Annotated in this window: 15 protein-coding genes; 2 read left to right on the forward strand and 13 right to left on the reverse strand. The window is 50.2% G+C overall.

Annotated elements, in window-relative coordinates; translation table 11 throughout:
• Nucleotides 1–3: 3 nt before the first annotated feature.
• From ACQ4MX_RS08920 to ACQ4MX_RS08975, 12 genes are all read right to left on the reverse strand, one after another.
• A complete protein-coding gene (locus tag ACQ4MX_RS08920; RefSeq protein WP_431090190.1) occupies nucleotides 4–891 on the reverse strand; it encodes a dihydrodipicolinate synthase family protein in 888 nt (295 codons plus the stop codon).
• Nucleotides 892–1,045: 154 nt separating this feature from the next.
• Nucleotides 1,046–2,047 carry a proline racemase family protein gene (locus ACQ4MX_RS08925; protein WP_431090191.1) on the reverse strand — a complete coding sequence of 334 codons (1,002 nt, stop codon included), beginning with the start codon at nucleotides 2,045–2,047 and terminating at the stop codon, nucleotides 1,046–1,048.
• A complete protein-coding gene (locus ACQ4MX_RS08930) occupies nucleotides 2,044–3,252 on the reverse strand; it encodes an NAD(P)/FAD-dependent oxidoreductase (RefSeq protein WP_431090192.1) in 1,209 nt (402 codons plus the stop codon). Before ACQ4MX_RS08930 ends, ACQ4MX_RS08925 begins: the two co-directional genes overlap by 4 nt.
• Nucleotides 3,253–3,391: 139 nt before the next feature.
• Entirely contained in the window at nucleotides 3,392–4,915 is a 1,524-nt protein-coding gene (locus tag ACQ4MX_RS08935; protein WP_431090193.1) for an Ig domain-containing protein, read from the reverse strand.
• A 170-nt stretch (nucleotides 4,916–5,085) separates the two neighbouring features.
• Nucleotides 5,086–6,192, reverse strand: a complete 1,107-nt coding sequence (locus ACQ4MX_RS08940; protein WP_431090194.1) for a M24 family metallopeptidase — start codon at nucleotides 6,190–6,192, stop codon at nucleotides 5,086–5,088.
• Nucleotides 6,193–6,230: 38 nt separating this feature from the next.
• Entirely contained in the window at nucleotides 6,231–7,157 is a 927-nt protein-coding gene (locus ACQ4MX_RS08945) for a carbohydrate ABC transporter permease (RefSeq protein ID WP_431090195.1), read from the reverse strand.
• Entirely contained in the window at nucleotides 7,154–8,059 is a 906-nt protein-coding gene (locus tag ACQ4MX_RS08950) for a carbohydrate ABC transporter permease (RefSeq protein ID WP_431090196.1), read from the reverse strand. Before ACQ4MX_RS08950 ends, ACQ4MX_RS08945 begins: the two co-directional genes overlap by 4 nt.
• Nucleotides 8,060–8,092: 33 nt before the next feature.
• The gene (locus ACQ4MX_RS08955; protein WP_431090197.1) at nucleotides 8,093–9,448 is read right to left on the reverse strand and encodes an ABC transporter substrate-binding protein; all 1,356 of its coding nucleotides are present in this window, start codon (nucleotides 9,446–9,448) and stop codon (nucleotides 8,093–8,095) included.
• A gap of 123 nt (nucleotides 9,449–9,571) precedes the next feature.
• Nucleotides 9,572–11,164: a response regulator gene (locus ACQ4MX_RS08960; RefSeq protein WP_431090198.1), complete on the reverse strand. Its 1,593-nt coding sequence runs from the start codon at nucleotides 11,162–11,164 to the stop codon at nucleotides 9,572–9,574.
• 17 nt (nucleotides 11,165–11,181) lie between these two features.
• Nucleotides 11,182–13,074, reverse strand: a complete 1,893-nt coding sequence (locus ACQ4MX_RS08965) for a sensor histidine kinase (protein ID WP_431090199.1) — start codon at nucleotides 13,072–13,074, stop codon at nucleotides 11,182–11,184.
• 13 nt (nucleotides 13,075–13,087) lie between these two features.
• On the reverse strand, nucleotides 13,088–14,386 hold the full coding sequence (locus ACQ4MX_RS08970; RefSeq protein WP_431090200.1) for an alpha-glucosidase/alpha-galactosidase: 1,299 nt from the start codon (nucleotides 14,384–14,386) through the stop codon (nucleotides 13,088–13,090).
• Nucleotides 14,387–14,504: 118 nt separating this feature from the next.
• On the reverse strand, nucleotides 14,505–18,530 hold the full coding sequence (locus ACQ4MX_RS08975; protein ID WP_431090201.1) for a DUF5695 domain-containing protein: 4,026 nt from the start codon (nucleotides 18,528–18,530) through the stop codon (nucleotides 14,505–14,507).
• Nucleotides 18,531–19,381: 851 nt separating this feature from the next.
• Here ACQ4MX_RS08975 and ACQ4MX_RS08980 point away from each other — a divergent pair.
• Nucleotides 19,382–19,783 (forward strand): VOC family protein, encoded by a 402-nt coding sequence (locus tag ACQ4MX_RS08980; RefSeq protein WP_431090202.1) that lies wholly within the window; start codon nucleotides 19,382–19,384, stop codon nucleotides 19,781–19,783.
• Between the two features lie 359 nt (nucleotides 19,784–20,142).
• Here ACQ4MX_RS08980 and ACQ4MX_RS08985 read toward each other — a convergent pair whose 3' ends face one another.
• Complete coding sequence (locus tag ACQ4MX_RS08985) at nucleotides 20,143–20,487, reverse strand: zinc dependent phospholipase C family protein (RefSeq protein WP_431090203.1); 345 nt, start codon at nucleotides 20,485–20,487, stop codon at nucleotides 20,143–20,145.
• A gap of 306 nt (nucleotides 20,488–20,793) precedes the next feature.
• On the opposite strand from ACQ4MX_RS08985, the gene ACQ4MX_RS08990 reads away from it, so the two are divergent.
• Nucleotides 20,794–21,864 carry an SDR family oxidoreductase gene (locus ACQ4MX_RS08990; protein WP_431090204.1) on the forward strand — a complete coding sequence of 357 codons (1,071 nt, stop codon included), beginning with the start codon at nucleotides 20,794–20,796 and terminating at the stop codon, nucleotides 21,862–21,864.
• Nucleotides 21,865–21,877 lie beyond the last annotated feature (13 nt).

Consider the following 21,877-nt stretch of genomic DNA (forward strand, 5'->3'; position numbering starts at 1 on the left):
CATTCAGGATGAGACCCCGCTCGGACGAACCGCCACCTCAAAAGCTTCGCGAATGCGGTCATAATCCGCCTGCGGCAGCGCAAGTCTGGGCGGGCGTGTCGGGCCGACCGGAAAACCAGCCAGCTCCATCATGTATTTAATGGACTGTACGAGTTGCGGGCTGGCATCATAGCGGAACAACGGTAGCAGCCTGCGATACAAAGCGGAAGCTTCCGCTATATTTCCCGCCTGTGCAAGCTGGAACAGCTCTACCCCTTCCTTGGGTAACGCATTAGGTACCCCCGAAATCCAGCCTGTCGCGCCGAATAACGCCCCCTCCATAGCCAGATTATCTACCCCCACCATGACCTCCAGCTCTGTATTTTCCAAAATAGCGTGAATACGTCGTACATCACCTGAGAATTCCTTAACCGCTACGATATTTTCAATGCGTGACAAGTCCGCAAGGATATCCGGGGTCAAATCGACTTTGTAATCATGGGGATTATTGTATGCGATGATGGGCAAGCCTACCTCCGACAATGCTTCATAGTGGGCCGTTACCTCATGAGGCAGCGGATTGTAATTAATGGGCGGCAGCGCCATGACACCGGCTGCTCCGGCATCCTTTGCATGCTGTACCCATTGCACCGCCTGCTTGGTGGAAGGAGCCGCCGAGCCGACAACGACCGGGACTCGCCCCGCCGCAGCGTCAATTACCGTATGCACAACCTGCGACCGTTCCTCCGCGGACAAAGCTGCATATTCTCCCAGTGATCCCGTAGGAACCAGTCCGCTAATGCCGTTTGCAACCAGATGCTCGCACAGCCCGGTCAGACGCTTGTAATCGACCTCCAGCTCTGCCGTGAACGGTGTAACCAACGCTACATATACACCTTCAAAACGTGCCATATGCTCACCAACCCTTTCCCATCTTTATTTTTTAGATCCAGTATGTTGCATCCTTCGATTCCAGTCGCTCGCGGGTACAATATATAGACGGATAGAATCATTCCGATCTATGTGCTGCTGATGGAAAGCCGCTCTTTGAATTGATGTAAAATGCTCACATAAGTAAAAATCCTTCTCGGAGAGGGTCCTCCGGATCAAGCACAAATTGATGATGCCCCGTCACCCAAGCCGATCCGGTAATTTGGGGAATCACTGCCGGATAGGAGCCTACCTGTGTTTCCCCCACAATTTCAGCCCGGAACATGGAGCCGATGATGCTTTCGTGCACAAACGACTCATGCAAACCCAGCTTTCCCTTGGCGTGCAGCACCGCTACCTTGGCCGAGGTTCCTGTGCCACAAGGGGAACGGTCGATACCTCCCGGCGGAATGACGACGACATTGCGACAATCTGCCTGTAGAGCCACGGGTTCCCCGTAAAATTCAATATGCGTCAGTCCCCGGATGACCGGATTTTCAGGATGCACCACCTCAACCACAGCATTCACCGCCTCCCGAATCCGCACCGCCGTTCGTACAATCTCTGCCCCATTGCTCTGCTCCAGCGCGAGGCCGATGGAAGCAGCCTCGATCATGCCGTAAAAGTTACCTCCATACGCAATATCCAGGGTTACTTGACCGATCCCCTCTACATCCACCTCTACCTCCCGACGGTAAACAAAAGAAGGAATGTTCGTGAACGTCACCTGGCGTACTTTCCCCTCGTCTACATCCAGCAGCACTTGAACCGGGCCTGCCGGGGTATCCAGCAAAATCGTTTTTTTGTCCGCAGCAATCAATCCGCCTTCCATCAGCGCCGTGCATACGCCAATCGTATCGTGGCCGCACATCGGCAAGTAGCCGCCTGTCTCCACGAAGACCACACCGATATCGGCATCCGGATGGCAGGGTTCTGTTAAAATACAGCCTGACATGACTTCATGCCCGCGCGGCTCAAACATGAGCAGACGACGAAAATCATCATGATGCTCTGCCATATACGTCATCTTTTCCAGCATCGTATGTCCTACCAGCTTGGGCGCACCGTGAATGACTGTCCGCGTCGGATTTCCTCCCGTGTGGGTATCAATCGTCGTAATTTTGTCTGGTATGCTCATCCGGTTACCTCCCCGTGAACCTGACTGCTGCTAAAAGCCTCCCCAAATCGGTCATATCGCAAGGGTTCTACCGGAATGCTAGTTGATTCGCCGCGTACCATTTCGGTCACCAGCTTCCCCGTAACTGCCGCGAGGCTAATACCGTCTCCTTCGTGGCCCGAGGCGATAAACAGCCCTGGTATTTCGTCCACTGCCGATACAATCGGCAAGTGATCAGGCGTCCACGGACGCAATCCAGTATACGCCCTCATCAGCGGCACGTTTGCCAAGTCTGGAAAAAAGCGAATCGCTCTGCGGGCGATTAACCGGATCACCTGCTGATCCACACCTGTATCCATACCGACAAACTGGCGGCTACTGCCGATCAGGATATTTTGTGATGCTGTCGGCTCGAATACCAGTGCTACACCGTATTTTTCATACACCTCATCCACACTCCGCTGCCCGCCAAACTTGCTCATCAGATACCCGAACTCCATTACCTTGCGGTTCCCGATCGAGGGCATCCGGGCAGACACCAGAATATGTCCTTTGCGCGGCTTAATCGGAAGGTGAAGACCGAGTGATTGACCGATGCTGCGTGTCCACACGCCTGCCGCCAGCACCACCGCTCCAGCATGGATAACGCCATGAGGCGTCTCCACACCCCAAACGTTTCCCCCTTCGTCCTTGAGGACGGACTGTATCGGCGTACGCGGCAGTAGTCTGGCTCCCATTCGGCGTGCGGCCCCGGCCAGTGCATACGTCATTAGTACCGGATTCACGGTTGAATCTGTCGCACATTCCAGCCCGCCCGGCAAGTCTTTAGCCAAATGCGGCCATTCCTCCTGCAGATCACGTTGATCCAGCATGCGAAACGGAAGCCCCTCTTGCTGCTGGCGGGCGACCCACTGCTCTGCCGCCTGCATCTCCTGATCATTTTCACAGACCAAAATACTGCCCGGCGCACGATACTCAAATTCATCCTCCAGTTCTCTAGCCAGCTCTGCCACCAGCTCCTGTGATACCAGCGACATTCGGCTGTCAAATCCCGGCTCCTTGTCGATGGCTAAAATATTTCCATCACAACGGGACGAAGTGCCTCCAGCAATCTCCCCTCGCTCAGCCAGCACAACCTTCAAACCGGATTTTGCTGCATAATAAGCGATGGCAGCACCGATGATCCCGCCACCTACAACGGCAAGATCCGCCGCATCGTGTTTCATTCATTTCCCCTCCCTCCGACCACTCAAGCCCGAGTACATCATAATCATACGCATCATAATCAAGCCGACTTTGTCCCCGAATCTCCACCCTTGCAAGTTCACTTTAAAATCCGTGGCAGCCACGATGGATTATTTTCAGTTACAGCTTGAGCGTAAAGCTTTGGGTCACAGGCTTGCTCAGCTCATCATAATCCCGTAACTGTACAGTGAACGTATATGTCTTCTTCTCTGCTCCGCTGTCTGCTGTCCCGCTAATCGTTCCTGTGAAGCGATCCAGCTTAAAGCCTGCGGGCAGTTCGCCGCCTGTCACAGTCCAGTCATAAAACGGTACGCCCCCCTTGGCCTCCAGCTTGGCCGTGTACGCCTTTCCTTTGGCGGGTTCAGGCAGTTCCTTCGTAATGATTTCCGGCGCAATGAAAGGAGTCAGATTCTTACGCAGCGGCCAGCCTGCCTTTTCCGCTACCAGCAGCGAAAGCTTCGTGTTCATCCAGCGCCGGGTCGGGAACATATGCCGCCAGCCACCATTTTGTCCGCTCAGTCTGTCAACCTCCGCAAGCTCCCCAGAGAGATGATAGCTGCCGTCCAACGCGGCCGCTCTGTGTTGATAGGCCATAATGTCCGGGTCAATTCCTGCCGCTTCCTTCAACGCCTTGACGCCCGGGAACGTGTCGCTGAACACAATCGCATGACCAAATTCATGCATGATCAACCCATGCACATCAGTTACCTTGGAGAGATCGGATTGATACCATTCTTCATCGTCCACCGATGTGAATGGAATTGCATCATCATAAAAATCCAGAATCAGACTGTAGGAACGGTTTAAGTTCCCCGGCACAGTCACACCATTGCGTGTATGATAATTGCCGTTGTTTGCCGGAAAGCCTGTAGAATAAGGCCCGTTCAGACCTCTCATAAACACCCACATGCCCTTGTAAGGCTTGTCATTCTTCACCTGTATTTCATTTTGCCAGTCGTCTCCCGGCAGATGGTTTACCTCTGCATTGGCAGGAACCTCGTCGAAGGAATCCAGATCAAAGTAATAGAACCAGTCCTTCACCGCCAGCTCTGCGGCTTTTCTGGTAGAAGCATCTTTGAAATAGGGCATAATCGTATCGAAGCGGTAGTCAAAATGTATGGGTACTTTCGGCTCTTCATTGTCGTCCTGATCCAACACCCGGATTGGAATGGACTGGACCTTCGTCTGCCCATCATGTCCGGCAATGGACATAGAGAGCGTATAATGCTCTATTTCGCCGTTTCCTCCGATCCGGTCGGGATGGATGGCTAGTCGGAATTCTTTTTCCTCCTGCGCGTTGTTAAAGGTTAAGGTCTTGCTTGCACCTTGGGCCGACAACGTACTTGGCAAATCCATCATCAGCCGGGACGTGCCCTGCGCATTCAGCGTAACCGTCACTGGAAAAGCGGCGTCCGCAGGCGGCTTTACTTTTAGCTTCACATACGGGTTCGCAAGATATCCTTGCCAATCGACCAGCTCTATACCGTAATCGTTCACCGTCCGGCTAAAGATGTCGATGACTTTTGCATCCGATTCCGCCTCGGCATAAGCCTGTTGACCCGGAATGGCTGGGGTCAAAGCAACGATGAGAGAAGCCGCCAGCGCGGTCAACCATATTTTCGTGCGTCTTTTTTGCATGTTCATGCGATCCCTCCATATCGTTTTTGGATGACTGGCAGACAGACATGTTCTTACAGTTATTTTGCATCATTCGATTCCCAACGCTCGAAAGTACAATATATAGACGAACTAAACCGTTTCGATCTATATAATATTGCTGATTTGAAAACGCTCTTGGGATGTATGCAAAATGCTCACAATAAAAGCAGTTCTTTTGGCGAAGAGGTCAGTACCTTTACACCATCTTCTGTGATCAGCACATCATCCTCAATACGAACCCCGCCGAAGCCGGGGATATAAATGCCCGGTTCCACGGTAATGACATGGCCCGGTACAAGCACCGACTTACTTTCGCGGGACAGGCGTACCTGCTCATGAATTTCCAGACCAAAACCGTGGCCCAATCCGTGACCAAAATGTTCCCCATAGCCGTATGAGGCAATCACATCCCGCCCCAAACTGTCCCCCTCCCGACCGCTTAGTCCGGGGCGAAGTCCTGCAATCGTCTTTATGTTCGCTTCCAGCACAATGGCATACAGTTTCTCATGTCGTTCTGACGGCTGACCAACGAAAACCGTACGCGTGATATCGGACAGATAGCCGCGCACATTTGCGCCAAAATCCATCGTGACGAACTCGTTCTGACCAATTTCCTTGTCACTGGCCAGTCCGTGCGGCAGTGCCGAACGCTCACCCGAAGCGACAATAAATGCAAAACCGCCCGATTCCGCGCCAGCCAGCCGCAGCCGATATTCCAGCTCCGCCGCAATCCGCCGCTCTGTAACCCCAGGCTGAATGTAATTCAGCACCTCCGTAAAGGCGGTATCCGTGATACGCGCCGCTTCGCTGATCGTGCGAATTTCCTCATCGTCCTTTACATCACGCAGTCGTTCAATCATATCCTCCGTTTGCACATATTCCAGCGAACCCAGCACCGCTTGAAGCTGACTCGATTGCTGGAGTGAGACATGGCGGCTCTCCAATCCCAGTCTGTGAACGCCCAGTTTGTCTGTCAGATCAGCCACCGTCTGGAAAATTTGTGCCTCATGCCGAATGACCGAATATTCCGGTGCCTGATCCGTTGCCTGCATCATATAGCGGAAATCCGTCACCAGAAAAGCATCTTCCTCCGTAATAAGCACGATCCCTGCCGAGCCTGTAAACCCCGACATATAGCGCCGATTGGGTCCATGTGTAATGAGCAGCGCATCTATACCCAGCGCCGAAAACTCCGACCGTAATCGGGCCAATCTGCCCGGAACACCCTGTACCCGCTTTGCCGAACCGATTTGCTTTTCCAAAGCTACAGCCGCCTCCTGAATTGTAGTTTCAATTCCTTCTAGCCTTTGATACCTGTCAATGTGATGCCCTCAATAAAATAGCGTTGTCCGATAAAGAAAATCAGGACAATGGGAGCCAAAATCGTACTGGAAGCCGCCATCAGATAAGGCCAATTTGTATTGTTAAGCCCCCGAAAAGTCGCCAAGCCCAGCGCGAGCGTAAAATGCCTTTCATCGCTCAAATAAATAATCGGGCCCAAAAAATCGTTCCACACATCAATGAATGTAAATATTCCGATCACGATCAGTGCAGGCGAAGATAAAGGAATAATGACGCGCCATAGTACAGTCAGAGGCGTACCTCCGTCCATATATGCCGCTTCGTCCAGATCACGTGGAATGGTCAGCATGAATTGTCGCATCAAGAAGATGTTAAACGCCCCTCCACCGAACCATGCAGGAACAATCAGCGGCAGAAATGTATTCAGCCCACCCAGCTCACGCCACATCACAAAAGTGGGAATTAGCGTCACCGCGTAAGGCAGCATCATCGACCCGATCAGCAGTGAAAAAATCAGATTACGTCCAGGCCAGCGCAGGCGGGCAAAGGTAAACGCCGATACAATTGAGGTCATCATCACTCCTGCCAGCACACATACCTCAATCATGAACGTATTCATAAAATACCTACCGAACGGTACAGAGGTCAGCGCTTCCGGGTAATTGCTCCATTGAAAAGGAGACGGTATCCACTCTGGCGGGAACACGAAAATTTGTGATGTGCCCATCAGAGAACTGCGAATGAGCCATACAAATGGCAACAGCATTAAGATACTGCCCATGATTAAAACGACATATAGCAGAACACGACTGATTTTGAGCGGCTTGGCTCGGGTGGTGGTGGCGGGACTACGGGAGCGTTCAGGCTGTGGATGCGGTTGTTTCGGTGTTGGTGAATCATTGACAGAAGAAGCGACTTGATTCATGAACGTTCCCCCCCTTCATAGTGAACCCACTTTTTGGACGTGGAGAAAATCAGGACAGTCAGCACCATAATGACGAAAAATAAGATCCAGGCCAGCGCCGACGCATAGCCGATTTTGGTCTCCGTAAAGGCCGTGCGCCACAAGTAGAATACATAGAACAGGGTTGAATTGTTAGGTCCCCCGTTGGTCATAACATACGCCTGATTGAAGGCCTGAAAGGTGCTGATTAAAGACATAACTAGATTGAAGAAAATGGTCGGTGTCATCGAAGGAATGGTAATGTGAAAAAATTTATGCCACCTATTCCCACCGTCCACCTCAGCTGCTTCATACAGATGGGTAGGAACCGACTGAAGCCCTGCCAAAAAGATAATGACCGTGTTCCCGATCCCCCAGGTGCTCATCATAATCAGAGAGGGGATCGCTGTGCTCTCGTCGTAAATCCATTTGCTTCCCGGCAGTCCGGCATGCTCTAGCAGTGAATTCAGCAAGCCAAAATCGGGGTTAAACATCCACAGCCACAGCATGGTGTTCGCAATACTCGGCACAATGGTAGGCAAATAATAAATCGTGCGGAACACCGACAGGCCCTTCACCTTTTGATTTAATAGCAGCGCAATGATAAACGCCGCCACCAACCCGAGAGGCACGCTGCCCAGCGCGTAATATGTGGTCACGAACATGGATTGGGAAAAGGTAGTGTCCTCCGTCAGAATCGTCCGGTAATTATCCAGGCCAATAAAGGTCATCTGTCCGCCAATGGTCCAGTCGGTCAGGCTGAATACGAACGAGGCCGTGATCGGTCCAATTGTAAATATCAATAATCCCAGGATGGCAGGAAGCGCGAATAGCAGACCCCAGTTACGCTCCATGCGCATCATTCCTGATTTTGGTCGCTTCATGGGCCGTTCTCCTTTCGCTGCTGTCCTGTCGGGTTATTCATCAGGGTATACTCCTTGAAGCAATGGCTGAATGATGGGCTCCAGCTCATCCAGCGCCTGCTGCGGCGTCTTTTTATTCGTCCAGATCAGGTCCAGCCCCGGGGTCAGCTTGGAACCGATATCAGGCCAATTGCGAAGGGTAGAGGTTGACGGCTTGATTGCATAATCTCTGGCATACTCGATGCCTGCCTGCTGAAATTCCGGCGGATGTGCAGCATTATTTGTCCATGATTGGATGGCTTGCTTATCGGTATAATATTTTTCCTCGATAGGCATCCACAGACCGGATTTGAACAAGTCCACCTTTTCCGGATTGTTATGATACAAATAAAATTCGAGTGCTTCCTTCGGATGCTTGGTGCTCTGGAAAATAACAGTGGCCCCCGCAACAATCATCGTTTTGGGTTCTTTAAGCTTCGGCAGAACGCCGATACTCCATTGCAGTTGCTTGTTGTTCGAAAAATCGAGCAGCGACCAGGTTCCGTCCACCACCATGGCAACCTTTCTTGTCTGAAGCCGGATCGTATTGGATGGCATGTCCTGCTGCTGTATCAAATCAGGAGAAACATGCTCCTTGAAAACCAAATCCTGCAGCTTCTGAAAAACCTCCACCGACTCAGGACTGTTCAGGGTGTACTTCTTGCCCGTTTTGTCAGTCAAACCTCCACCGTTGCTCGCTAAAAGCGGCCCCCAGGAGCTGCGGTCATTGCCGAAGGCAAAGCCGTATTGCACAATATTTTTTGGATCAAAGCCACTGTCACCGGGATGCCTGCCGTTCTGATCCTTGGTCAGCTTTTTGGCAATTTCCAGAAATTCATCCCATGTCCACGCTTTTTGAGGATCAGCCGGAGGGACGGGTACCCCTGCTTCTGCAAACAGCTCCTTGTTGTAAAATAACTGCATCACTTCCATGGCGGTGTAGTTGCCGATAGACTTGCCGGGTTCGCTGTAGAGATAAGAGGATTTAAGCTTGTTTTTTAATTCGGGATATTCGTCATAATAAGAGGATAAATCCATGAGTCTGCCTTCACTTGCCCATTTCATCGTGAGGGAATCGCCCAGGTAGGCGATATCAGGAAGCTGATTGGCAGCCATTAACGTGTTAATCTTCGTCGTGTAATCACCCGGGACATGCTCGCCCTTCACTCGGATATCCGGGTGGGATGCATTAAAGCTTTGGATCATTTTTTCCATTGCCTGCTTCTCGTCATTGCTCCCCCAGTACATGAACTTGAGTTCGACCGCATTAGGGTTGGCCGGTTCGCCAGCGTTACCGCTGCAAGCCGTCAGCCCTGTCAAAATCGCCGTCATCACGAGAGCCATCCATGTCCGTAACCTTCGTTTCAGCAAATCAACCGGCCCCTTCCTGAACTGGATTCTCCTTACAAGCCTATTATGCGCCGAGAGCCCGGAGCCGACTACCCAACGACTCCAGACTCTCTTTGTTTTGGTATGATTTTTTTAACAGAGCGTTTACAAAAATGTTTTACGAAACTCCGTCGGGGTCAGTCCGGTATGCTTTTTGAAAGCGATGCTAAAATAGTTCGTATCTGTGAATCCCACAACCTCCGCTACCTCCGCCACCTTGCGATTCGCGTCCAGCAGCAGTTCTCGGGCTCGCTCAAAGCGAACACGCGTCTGGTAGTCGGCGAAGCTTTCACCTGTAACTTGCTTGAAACGGGCACTCAAATACTTGGGGCTCATATTCATGTACTCTGCAAGACGGTTCAGCCCGCCATCCTCCTGAAGATGCTCCCGAATCCATTCCTTGGCCCGTTGGAATTTGCGTGGAATCCCTTTCTCGCGTGATTCGCGGATATGGCGGCCCACCCGCACAAAGTAGCGGCATACATAGTCGATCATCTCGGGACCGTGCCGCAATCGGGACAGCTCCAGCAGCGGGTCCTGCTCCTGCATGGACGTTTGGCCTACGGACGCATCGCTTTGGACGATCCGCATCACGAACAGAACGAGCTGAGTGACGATCATTTTTACCTGCTTGACGGGCAGACCTGCCAATTGTCCCGACCATTCCTGTAAAATCGCATGTACGGCAGCATCATTGCCGGCTCGGATTTCCGTAATCATCAGCAGCTCCTTCTCCAGCAAATGACTGCTGTTCGGCTCAGCCGCCTGAATGCTCTCATAAGGGATGATCTGGCTATAGCCGACCCAGCCCCGATGCTCCGCTGCCCGGACAGCTTCCTCATACGCTTCGGGTAGTTGCTCCATCCGCCCTACAGGGCGGCTAATCCCGATGGACACTGCCCGGTTCAGCCGCTCCTGTACCGCCTGCCGGATATGCTGTGCCGTCCGCTCCACCGCTCTGCAAGATGCTGCCGCCAGCAGCACGACACGCCGATCTCGGGAAACCGCCGCTCCGTGTGCCTTCGCCCCGGCGGCCGCCGCAGCTTCCCAAGCCAGCCCGGCGAATTCGCGGCTGCTTCCCTCCTTGTAGCTGTGCAGCTCACTCGTGGCGGCTGCTTCCTGCTGCTGTGGCTCTTCCAGCTCGCAGCACAACACAGTATAGGGCGGCCCGGAGGTCTCGCCGGAAAGCTCCAGCCCGTCCATCTCCCGAATGACCTCGGCTGCGGGACGCCGCTGCTGTAACAGATCCAGCAGCAAATGCTCCCTGTACAGCGGCTCCGATGAACGATGACGGTGGATGAGTTCCTCCTCGCTTCTTCTCAACTGCACAATACGGTCTTCGGCCCGCCGCAGGGCCGCTTCAAAATCCTCGCGGGTCACAGGCTTGAGCAAATAATCGACCGCTTGAAGCGAAACCGCCTGACGAATGTACGTCACAGATTCGTACCCTGTCAGGAATAGCAAAGGTGTCCGCTGATCCTTTTCCCGAATGACTTTTGCAATATCCAGTCCACTCATATCCGGCAAATTAATATCCAGTAAAATCATGTCCGGTCGCTGCTCCGCATACAAACGTAATGCCGTTTCGCCATCACCCGCCACATGACTGACTTCCACAGGCAGGCCGCTTTCCACCACCATCAGCTTCAGTCCTTCCCGAATATGATATTCGTCGTCCACAATCAGCAGCCGGTACATGCCATCCTCTCCCTTCCTTATTCGTTTCGAATCGGTGCCAGCAAGGTAACCGAGGTGTATGTTCCGGGCTCGCTTGTCACGGACAGTCCATATTGCGGGCCATAATGGCGAAGACGCTCATGTACATTACGCAGCCCAAAACCAATGGCACTTCCCCGCTCGGCGTCCAGTGACTTCCGAATATCGTCCAGACGCCCCCCTCCAATACCGTCTCCATCGTCACTGACCGTTAATCGCAGCGCATCGCCTTCCTTTGTACCGGACAACATGATGTATCCACGGTCGGTACGCCCTTTTAAGCCATGGTAAATGGCATTTTCAACGAGCGGCTGGAGTATAAGCTTGGGTACGTAGAACCCGCAAATATCTTCCTCCACCTCGCAAATCCACTCGAACGAATCCCGAAATCTGAACTGCTGCACCTTCACATAAGCGCTTACATGCTCGACTTCCTGTCCCAAACTGATTTGCTCTCGGCCATAGCTTAGCGAGATGCGAAAGCATTTACCGAAGGCCCCGATTACCTCTGCCATATCCCGTTGCCCATTTGCCAGCGCCATTCCCTTGAGCGACTCCAGTGTGTTGTACAGAAAATGAGGATTAATCTGCGCCTGAAGCGCACGAAACTCTGCCTGCTTGCGCGACAATAATGCTTCATAGACTTGTCCGTACAGCTCATGATTTTTTTGCATCATATGAAGAAAACGCTCCCCGATCTGCCCCACTTCATCCTTGGGATTAAAAATAACAGGTGCAGGACCGTCGGAACCTTGGGCTGAGCTAGTAGCAGGACTTGCGATTGACCTTGGACTTGAGCCTGAATTTGTAGTTACGCCCTCCGTTCCGGTGCCTGTGCTCGTACTGCCGTCCACCGCCATTAATCGGCTCAACTGAAGCAACGGACGACGAATCGTATCACTCAGCCGATAAGACAGCATCCAGCCCGACACCAGTGCAATTAAAAAAGTCCAGATCGTCCAGGCCCCAATCTGCCGCGCATCCTCGAACAGCACGGACTGATCGACTTTTTGCAGCAGTGTCCATTGTCCTTCATTCAACGGGCCGTAAGAAATCATGGTCTGACGACCGTTCCATATTCTCCAGTCCTTCGTAAGCATGGGTTTGTCCACAGCGGAGTTGGCAATCTGCTGTAGCAGCGACTTGTCCACAACGGCCTGCTCCGGCAAACGGTATACAGGCTCGCCCTCCTGATCCAGCACCCACATCTGGGTATTGCCGTCCGTTTCATGAAAGGCAAGCCCCCGAAACAGGCTGGCCTTGTCAATTTCCAGCAGCAAAAATCCAAGCGGTGCATAGTCTCCGGTCGTTTTTCGAAGTAGTTTCCCGACGTATAGACGATCATCCGCCATCCCTTTTCCCGATTCAAACGGCGAATGTGCCATCCACATCATGGGCCGTTCGGCGAGCAGGCGGCGATAGTACACACGTGCTTCCTCTAATGTAGGAAGGCCGCCAAAACGGACCGAAACATTCCCTTGATAGAGAGAATGCTTGAGTCCGCCATTGGCGGCATATATGAGAGAGGACGTGATATACGGCTTGGTCTGGGTTTGCGTACGGACAACCATACTGAGTGTTTCATCGTTCCGTAAATATTCATAATCATCTTCCGGCTTGGTCTCCAGCGTAGACTGCACATCAGGATTGCTGAGAATGGCATTGGTCAGATCGTTCAAATCAGAGAGCGTCGCATTGACGTAATTTTCACTCATTTGTCGGGACTGCATAGCCAGCGCTTCCGACTTCTCACCAAGTGAATGGGCCGCGATCCGGTAAAAGGTAAAGGTCAGCACCACCATCGGAATGACGGTAAGCACCAGCGTAAGTACAATGAATTTCCCACGGATCGTAGGAACCCCGGTAAACTTTTGACGACCACGGCCTCCCATTCATCTGCCTCCCTTACACATAGGCTGGAAGCCACTCTCCGTGCGCCGCAATCAGTTCATCACACAGAGAAACAATCTCATCCATAGATAGCTCGGCTGACGTGTGCGGGTCCATCAGTGCGGCATGATAAATATGCTCTTTTTTCCCGGTGATCGCAGCTTCAATCGTCAATAGCTGTGTATTAATATTCGTCCGGTTGAGCGCAGCACATTGGGGCGGCAAATCTCCGACATAAGTCGGCGTAACCCCGTTACGATTCACCAGACAAGGCACCTCCACACATGCTTCCTTCGGCAGATTGGTAATTAAACCTGTATTCATCACGTTGCCGCCAATGGTAAAAGGCCGATCCGTTTCGATCGCCTCCAAAATATACGAAGCATATTCATTAGACCTTTCATGGCGAAGATCCTGATTGCCCAAAAGCTCCTCGCGCATCGTTTCCCATCGTTCAATCTGGCTCACACAGCGGCGCGGATACTCATCCAAGGGAATATTGAACCGTTCGATCAGTTCAGGGTATGCCCGCTTGATAAAATATGGATGATACTCCGCATTATGCTCGGACGATTCCGTAATGTAATAGCCGAATTTCAGCATCATTTCAAAGCGTACCATATCATGATGCTTTTCCCGCTGCCTGGCGGCGGCCCGCTTTTTAATCTCGGGATACAAATCCACACCGTCCTTGCTCACTTCGAGCAACCACGCCATATGATTAATGCCTGCGATTTTTGCCTTTACACCTTCCTGCTCCAGTCCCAAGCTTTTGAACAGCTCCGGTATGCACGCCTGCACGCTATGACACAGCCCCACCGTACGGACGCCGCCGTGTACGTTCATCACATTCGTCAGCACAGCCATCGGGTTAGTGTAGTTGAAAAACCATGCATCCGGGCATACCTCACGCACATCTGCCGCAAAATCGAGCATCACCGGAATCGTGCGTAAATTGCGGAAAATACCGCCAATGCCGACCGTATCGGCAATCGTTTGGCGCAGGCCGTATTTTTTAGGAATTTCAAAATCCGTAATCGTACACGGATCATAGCCGCCCACCTGGATGGCGTTTACCACATAGGTCGCCCCGCGCAGCGCTTCCTTGCGGTCAGTGTAGGAGCGAATCACACAGGTGCTCCCTGTCGTTTCTTTCAAATTGGATAAAATATTCTCCGAATCTTTCAGCCTTACAGGGTCAATATCGAACAATGCCAGCTCAAAGCCCTGCAAAGCAGGTGTCAGCATACAATCGCCAAGCACATTTTTAGCAAATACCGTGCTGCCTGCACCCAGAAATGTAATCTTGCTCATGCCTTTTCCCCCATTCACATTCGTATTCACAGCTTTGTACTCCAAATGCAAGGATACCCACCGCCACTCTCCCCTTTGCAGGAAGAAAGTGACGGTGGGAAAGGTTATTTAACAAGAGCTATTCAATGTTTCCTCCAGATCGTAATCCCCCTGCTGATTTAGCAGAGCTGACAGGAGTAGGTGTTTCGGGTGTTACCGGGTTAACCAGATTTGTCGGCGTTTCCGGAGTTCCAGAGTTGACAGCGGCCCCTGCCTCGATCACGGTCACCTTGGCAATCGCCTTCAATTCTGTTCCTTCTACATTGCCCTTCAATTCAAATGAACCCGGAGTAGCATATTGTGCAGGATCAATACTTTCCCACTCTACAGCTACCCATTTGGTGGAGTCTTCTCCATACGTTGCTTCCACTACGCTTGGCAATTCGGGTTTTTCACCCGCACGAGTGGTCACGTTTACTTCTTTTAAAGCGGTGATTTTCTCGGCTCCCGTCAGGCTCTGTGCTGTACCGGAGGCCAGACCTGCCACCTCGGAAGCATTCAGAGCGCGGCTGTAGATACGGAATTCATCCACCAGACCGTCGAAATATGGATCAGGGTACTGAGACTTGCCGATAAAATTGTTTTTGGTTTGACCCAGGCTGGTAGGATTCAACGTCAGGCTGGTATTGCGTCCCACTTCTTTTCCATCCACGTATAAAATACCTGTGGAGCCTGAGAGAGTGACCGCAACGTGTTTCCACACCCCTGTCGGCAGCACAGGAGCCTCAATCGTCTGTTCCTGTCCCTGCCCGTTGCCTTGGTTGGTAATCGCAAACAGCATCGTATTTCCGGCTTTGGGCGTCAGGAACATATATTCATTCGTCCCGGAGCCGAAGTCAAAAATCCGCACATAATCGTTTATAGTGTTTGCTTTGACCCAGCCGGATACGGTCAATTGCTGTGCCCGACTGACAATACCCTCCGGAAGCTGCACATAGCTGTCCTTGCCGTTCAGGCTGACAGCATTGCCTGTTTTACCCGCAGCCCATGCAGCCGTTCCCTTCACGGCAGCATCATTGCCGCTGTCCGATGAATCCGCAACTACAGAACCGCTTGTTTCATCAAACTTGTAAACTGCAAGCTGTTCAAGTAACGGAGCCGCCGGTTCTACGATCACGCTTACTCTGGCCTCAGCCGATAACAGCGAGTCGCTGGATGTCAGTTTGAACACATACGTACCCGGCTCGGAAACGTCCACCTTCGTACGCAGCGATGTTTTGCTGCTGAACGTAACCTTCGCACCTTGTGGCCCTTCGACCAGACTCCACTCGCTCGTAACCTTGCCTTGTGGAAGTCCATCATCCGTCGCCGTGCCTTTCAGAATGATTGGATCCGGCAGCTTCACCTTGGAAGCTTTACCTGCATCTACGACAGGCGCCTTGTTCGGATCAGGCGTCGTTGGTGTTAGCTCCACCGTGTAGGAAGAGGCTGTGCCAATGTCCAATTTCAGCTTGTTGGTAGGTGCATACGCATTAAATTTACCTTGCGATTGACCACCTACTTTAACCAAATACGTTCCTTTCTTCAAACCATCGAACGTAACGTACGTGGAATGTGCTTGACCAGGTGTCTGATTTTTCAGTTGGAGCCATACATAATCCTTGGATGTTGCCAGCTTGGCTTCTGTGTATTGATCCTTTTCCAGCTCAATATACAGCTTTTCCGTGATCAGGTTGACCCGCTTGAACAGACCATCCAGCGGCTTAATGGTATACACATTGCCGCTTTTGCTTACCTCTGCACCGTAGCCTGTCAATCCGAAGATCGGATCTACTGCAATGTCGGCACTTAGCGTTTTGAGTGCACCGAATAGTCCAAGATCCGCCTCGCCGCTCATACCGCGCCAGCCGTTAAAGAGCGGAACATTTTTACCGCCGCCGGTGCCGTTTGTTCCCTGGTTGCCTTTTTCCGCCTGATACGTCCATGCGACTGCCCCGATGTTGTCAGGGTCGGAGCTGATTTGCCCGGAGTTAATTGCTCCGACATTGGCAATTTTAGCTGCATAGGACAACCGTTGTTGTTCCTCACGGTGATTGTCCTCATGATGGCGAATCCAGTCATCCATCGCATATCCAGCAAGCGAAGTCGTGTACTGGAAGTTAAACCAGTTCTCCCCGGTAATCGTCACCGGATCGGTGTAGTAGTACCATACGGGCATGTGACCGCGTGCCGCACGGGTTTTGGCATTGATTTTGCTCAACATTTCCAGGGCTTTACTTTGCTCGCCCTCTGTATCTATATTCTGCTTGGCTAACGTATATACAGCCTCTTCCCCTGTATTATCGTAGCTGTATTCGGAGCCGTAAGGATATTTTGTATTTTTAAAATTGTTATATTTGCGATCCATTTTTTCCTTGAGATCGTTCGCCTCATCGTCATAGCCTTCATCATGAAGTGCCTGAATAATATCCGGTGTGGTCAGTTCGCCCATCAAGCCCGTTTCCCAGTTGTACGCGACTGGCCCTTCGTACAATGCTTTGAAAATGTTATACGCCCGCAGCAAATACGTTTCCTTCGGCTGCTTGTAAGTGACAAGATCCGGGTATTCCTTCGCAATCTTGTACATGCTGAAATACGTGTTATACACATGCGGGTAAGCGTACCCCCGATAGGTTGGTGTATCGTTCGGCTCCGGCATCAGGAAATCATGAATCAAATAATCCTCATGATGCCCGTTCATCAGATTCGTCCAGATCGCCGTCTCCAGATAATCGTCTACCGCTCGCACCTCTTTGGCAACCGGAGAAAGTGTGTTTTTCTCAGCTAAGAACTGTCCGTGGGTTAGACCCCAATCATCCCCCCAGCCCCAGTATCCGTTGAAAATGTTACGCTTGGATTTGGTATGCATCATCCAATCGTCAAAGACTTTGTCGCGCAGATCACCCGGTACATTCCACTGGGTTTTATCTACCATAAACGTAGCGTGCCGTTGCAATGCTAAATCAATCGGCTCGATGGCATAGAACTGTAAAACAGTCTTGTTGCCGTTTCCATACTCCACTGTGATGAAGTTTGGACCCAGTTTGGTGAATTTCAGTTCATAGATGTGGTGCCCTCCAGTCTTGCTGTCCGCCTGCGGAATGACGGTTCCATCTGGATAGGTTACCTTGCTGATCGCCTGCTTGGTACGCAGATCGACTTTCGCCTTTTGATTCGTAGGCACGATCATCCCCGGTACAACCGTTGTATCCACCAAGTTTTCTTGATACAACGTATCTTTCACATCATGCTCGTCCTTCACCGCCAGAAACTTGAAGCCATAGTTGCGGCTCTGACCGGGATTCAGGATCAGGCTTGTGTTGGGCAAATATCCACGGTTTGTGGACTTAATCACGTTGGAGTGAATATAAAATACATTCAGTCCCTCCAGCCATTTGCCTTCATTCGCCGGATTCCAGGCCCATTTGCTGCCCGGATGCTCCTCATCCCGCCAGTGATCCTGATACTCAAAACCCGCACCTGTCGTGGAATCAGGAATCAGCAGCAGTGAAGAACCAATGCCGCTGGGACGTCCAGCCGTAATATAGGAGCTGTTGTTGCCGACAAAAGAATGCGTTACGACTCTGGTCTCGTAAATCGCATCACCGTTGGTCCACTGCTCATTGAATGGCAAAGGCAGGCCGAAATCGCCAATCTCCAACTTTTTGCCACTTGTGTTCTGTACCTGTATATTCCACAACACCGAACCGTTCGACTCCGCTGAATACGTTTCGATGACTTTAAAATTGCGAATGCCTTCTGCATTGCTTGAGTTTTCATACGTGACGGTGACGCGGTTGCCACTGGTCGTGATTTTACGCGCGTCTGCCGACTTGTTCGTCCATGCCTTCGTCCAGCTACCCTCGTCGAGTCGGTACGTGAACATCAGTTCACCCAGCCATTGATGATCTGCGGTATTCTGCTCGGGTGTTACCGTTGCGTTCATCACGTACTCTGTTGGGAAGGCATCTCCCTTGATACGGATGGATGAAATTTCGCCATGCTCACCTGTCTGAATCGTCAGCTTGTCATTGGATAGTTCATGGGCCTCCGCCGTATGCGTCCCAAATAACACAGACGCCGCGGTTAAAAACAAAAATGCCGCCAATATTCCCTTAAATTTCATCAACACGGCCTCCTTTTGGATCTTGGGGTCCTGATTTGCTTGCCAATCGCCTGAATTCTTTTCATTTCATCACAACCTCCTCGGCAATGTAAGCGTTACAACTCCATTGTACAAATCCTTGTCCATTGGTAAAATCAACATTTTCAACCGATTTATATAGGATTTCAACCTAATAGGGGAGTGAGTTACGGTGGGGAGTGGTGAGTAGCGAGCGCTGCACATACAGATCATTCTTCCGATCGCTGTTGTAACGAGATTTTTTCTATAGTGGGAATCGATGGGTTTTCCAGATGCGAAGGTATTTATTTAATAGATTCGCTCCTAAGGTAGAATTTGGAGTCTGTGTATGTAAAGAATCTTTGGGGTAGAGTATGAGGAAAAATCTGCTGAAAGCATCTATCGACTGGGCTGATTCCAATGGTATGCTTTGTATTGGTCAAGCCCCATTTTGTAGACAATGAAAAAAGCCCTATTAACTGTAACTGAACTTCGAAAATTTCCAGACCACCACTTTATCATTGAACTATCGTATCCCGTTAGTTCAATGTTTTAATTCTACTTTAGTCCCAAAAATTTAATTTCAGTAATTATATGTTTCGTGCTGAGGGTGCTTCTCCATAGACTGGATTACAAAACGCACTTCTACTTTGATGCGAAAATCCATTCTTGGCTAGATCGATACCTTGACGGAGACGATGCTGGAGCAGACAAGTAAATAAGTTTACTAAGGAAACCGCAGAATGCATGACAGGAATGTCATACCTTGCGGTTTCTTTTATAAGATTCGCTTCTGCTGCCAAAAGTAGAGTATAGTAGGAGTAGTTGAAAATATATTCCAGGAGGCTACAGCCATGTCACAGGAGATCTGGATTAACCTGCCGGTCAAAGATGTTGAGAGGTCAACTGCCTTTTTCAATGAGATTGGATTCCATGCGGTGAGCGTTGGTAACGAGAGATCCAAACTTGCCATAGGCCAAACAACAATTCTGCTGTTCCCGGATGCGGCGTTTGAGAAATTTACAGGTTCAAAAACCGCAGATACTTCCCATACCGCAGAAGTAATATTTTCCATTGGCGCTAAAAACAGAGAAGAAGTAGATGCCTTTATTCAAAAAGTAGAGTTTGCCGGAGGAAACATCTTTGGCAAGCCGAGTGAAATTGACGGCTGGATGTACGGCGCAGGATTTGCCGACCTGGACGGTCACCGCTGGAACCTGCTGTACATGGATGAGAGCAAAATGCCGAAACGCTAATATGAAAACGCCGGTCACCGGCGTTTTTTACGCCCCCTATAATCTCATATCTGTAATTCAAATCAAAATCGTTTATATCTTGCTTAGAGAGACTCGATTCCCCATTCTTTATATAAGTTGTTAAGCTCATGTGATGTCTTTGTAACAAAACTCTTAACCACATCTTCTTTTAAATAAATTGGGGTAATCTGGGGTTCATTGTCCTTATTGCGTAGCCACTGTAGTTTTATATCTCGGTATTGGCTTACTTCAATTTGAGTTAACAATGGTTCAATACTATAGGCATTTCCTACATAGAGCTTGTTAAGAACGGCTTCAGCCCATTCTTTTCTCCTAATTAAATTAAATTCTACCTGATTTTACTCAATATTATAATTTTTTCCTCGGTACTCACGTTCAAAATTAGAATAAACTGTTTCCGTCCATCTTATGTCCGCATAGATATGAGCAAAATACCCCAGTATGTAATCTTTCCAGTTAGTCTCATCATTTAGGTTTAAGTAATACTGGCATCTTTCCTTAAGTACTTCAATACTAGGAAATCTTTCTTCACAAACAAAATGTGTAATACCCTTTTCACTTCTTGTCACATTCCCTCTTACATGGACAGCATCTGGAGCAATACTCCCAATTAAGAAACTAGAAGATGGAGTACGCGAGCAAAGTTCTAAAGCTATCGCAAAATGGACCATCGGATAAGGCATTCTTGATAACCTCCTAAGTTAAGAAAATCAATAGATGTAGCTATACACCAGCATACTACAACATATTGAAACTAACTAACCCGCCCGTTAGCTGAATAGACTGCCGAATCATGCCTGCAGTCGAGTATACCCATCTACCATAATGATTAAGAAAGCAAAGAGAGAGTTGACTGACTTCTTTTCGTCTGAATATACCTCGATTACTTTAAAGTGCTTATGTCACTTTAAAGTGTGTACTTCCTATGTATGGTTAGTTGATGCAAAATAATGTTGTACAAAGAATAGTACAGAAGGAGCTGAAACACTATGAATAATGAATCTACAACAACACGCAAAGTCGCCTTGGTCGTAGGTGCGAATGGTGTTATCGGTCGCAACCTCATTGATCACCTCATCTCTCTTCCTGATTGGGACGTGATCGGCGTATCGCGTCGCGGTGGAGAATCTAGCAACCATGTTCGATATGTGGCTGCGGATCTACTCAATATAGACGATCTTCACGAGAAGTTAAGCGATTTAACTGGGGTAACACACATTTTTTACGCTGCTTACCAAGACCGTCCAATTTGGGCTGAACTTGTTCCACCGAATCTTGCCATGTTAGTGAACATCATAGAAGTGATCGAACCAATTGCGTCGGGCTTGAAACATGTCAGTCTGATGCAGGGATATAAGGTATACGGCGCACATCTCGGCCCGTTCAAAACTCCTGCTCGTGAGACAGACGCCAACCACATGCCTCCTGAGTTCAATATTGATCAGCAAGATTTCTTAGAACAACGGCAAAAAGGTAAGGCTTGGACTTGGTCTGCACTCCGTCCTTCTGTAGTCTGCGGCTTCTCGCTTGGAAATCCGATGAACCTCGCAATGGTCATAGCGATTTACGCTTCAATTTCGAAGGAACTTGGAATACCTTTGCGGTTTCCAGGTAAGTCAGGAGCTTACAACAGCCTCTTGGAGATGACAGACGCTGGGCTTCTCGCAAAGGCAACAGTATGGGCGGCGACCGACGAGCGCTGTGCGAATCAGGCATTCAACATTACGAACGGCGATCTGTTTCGTTGGAATGAGTTATGGCCGAAGATCGCTCAATACTTTGGCATGGAAACAGCGCCTCCGTTGCAGATGTCTCTGGACGTTGTCATGGCGGACAAGGAACAGCTTTGGAACAAAATGGTTGAGAAACATGGGCTTGCTCGGAATTCCTATAAAGATGTATCCTCTTGGCCATTCGGCGATTTCGTGTTTGCATGGGATTACGATTTTTTTGCCGACGGAACTAAGGCTCGTCGTTTAGGCTTTCACGAATTCGTCGATACCGAAGCAATGTTTATGAACATCTTCAACGACTTCCGCAAGCGTAAAGTCATCCCATAAACTACCGTATAAA

The organism is Paenibacillus sp. 8b26 (genome assembly GCF_050626875.1).
GTDB lineage: Bacteria > Bacillota > Bacilli > Paenibacillales > Paenibacillaceae > Paenibacillus.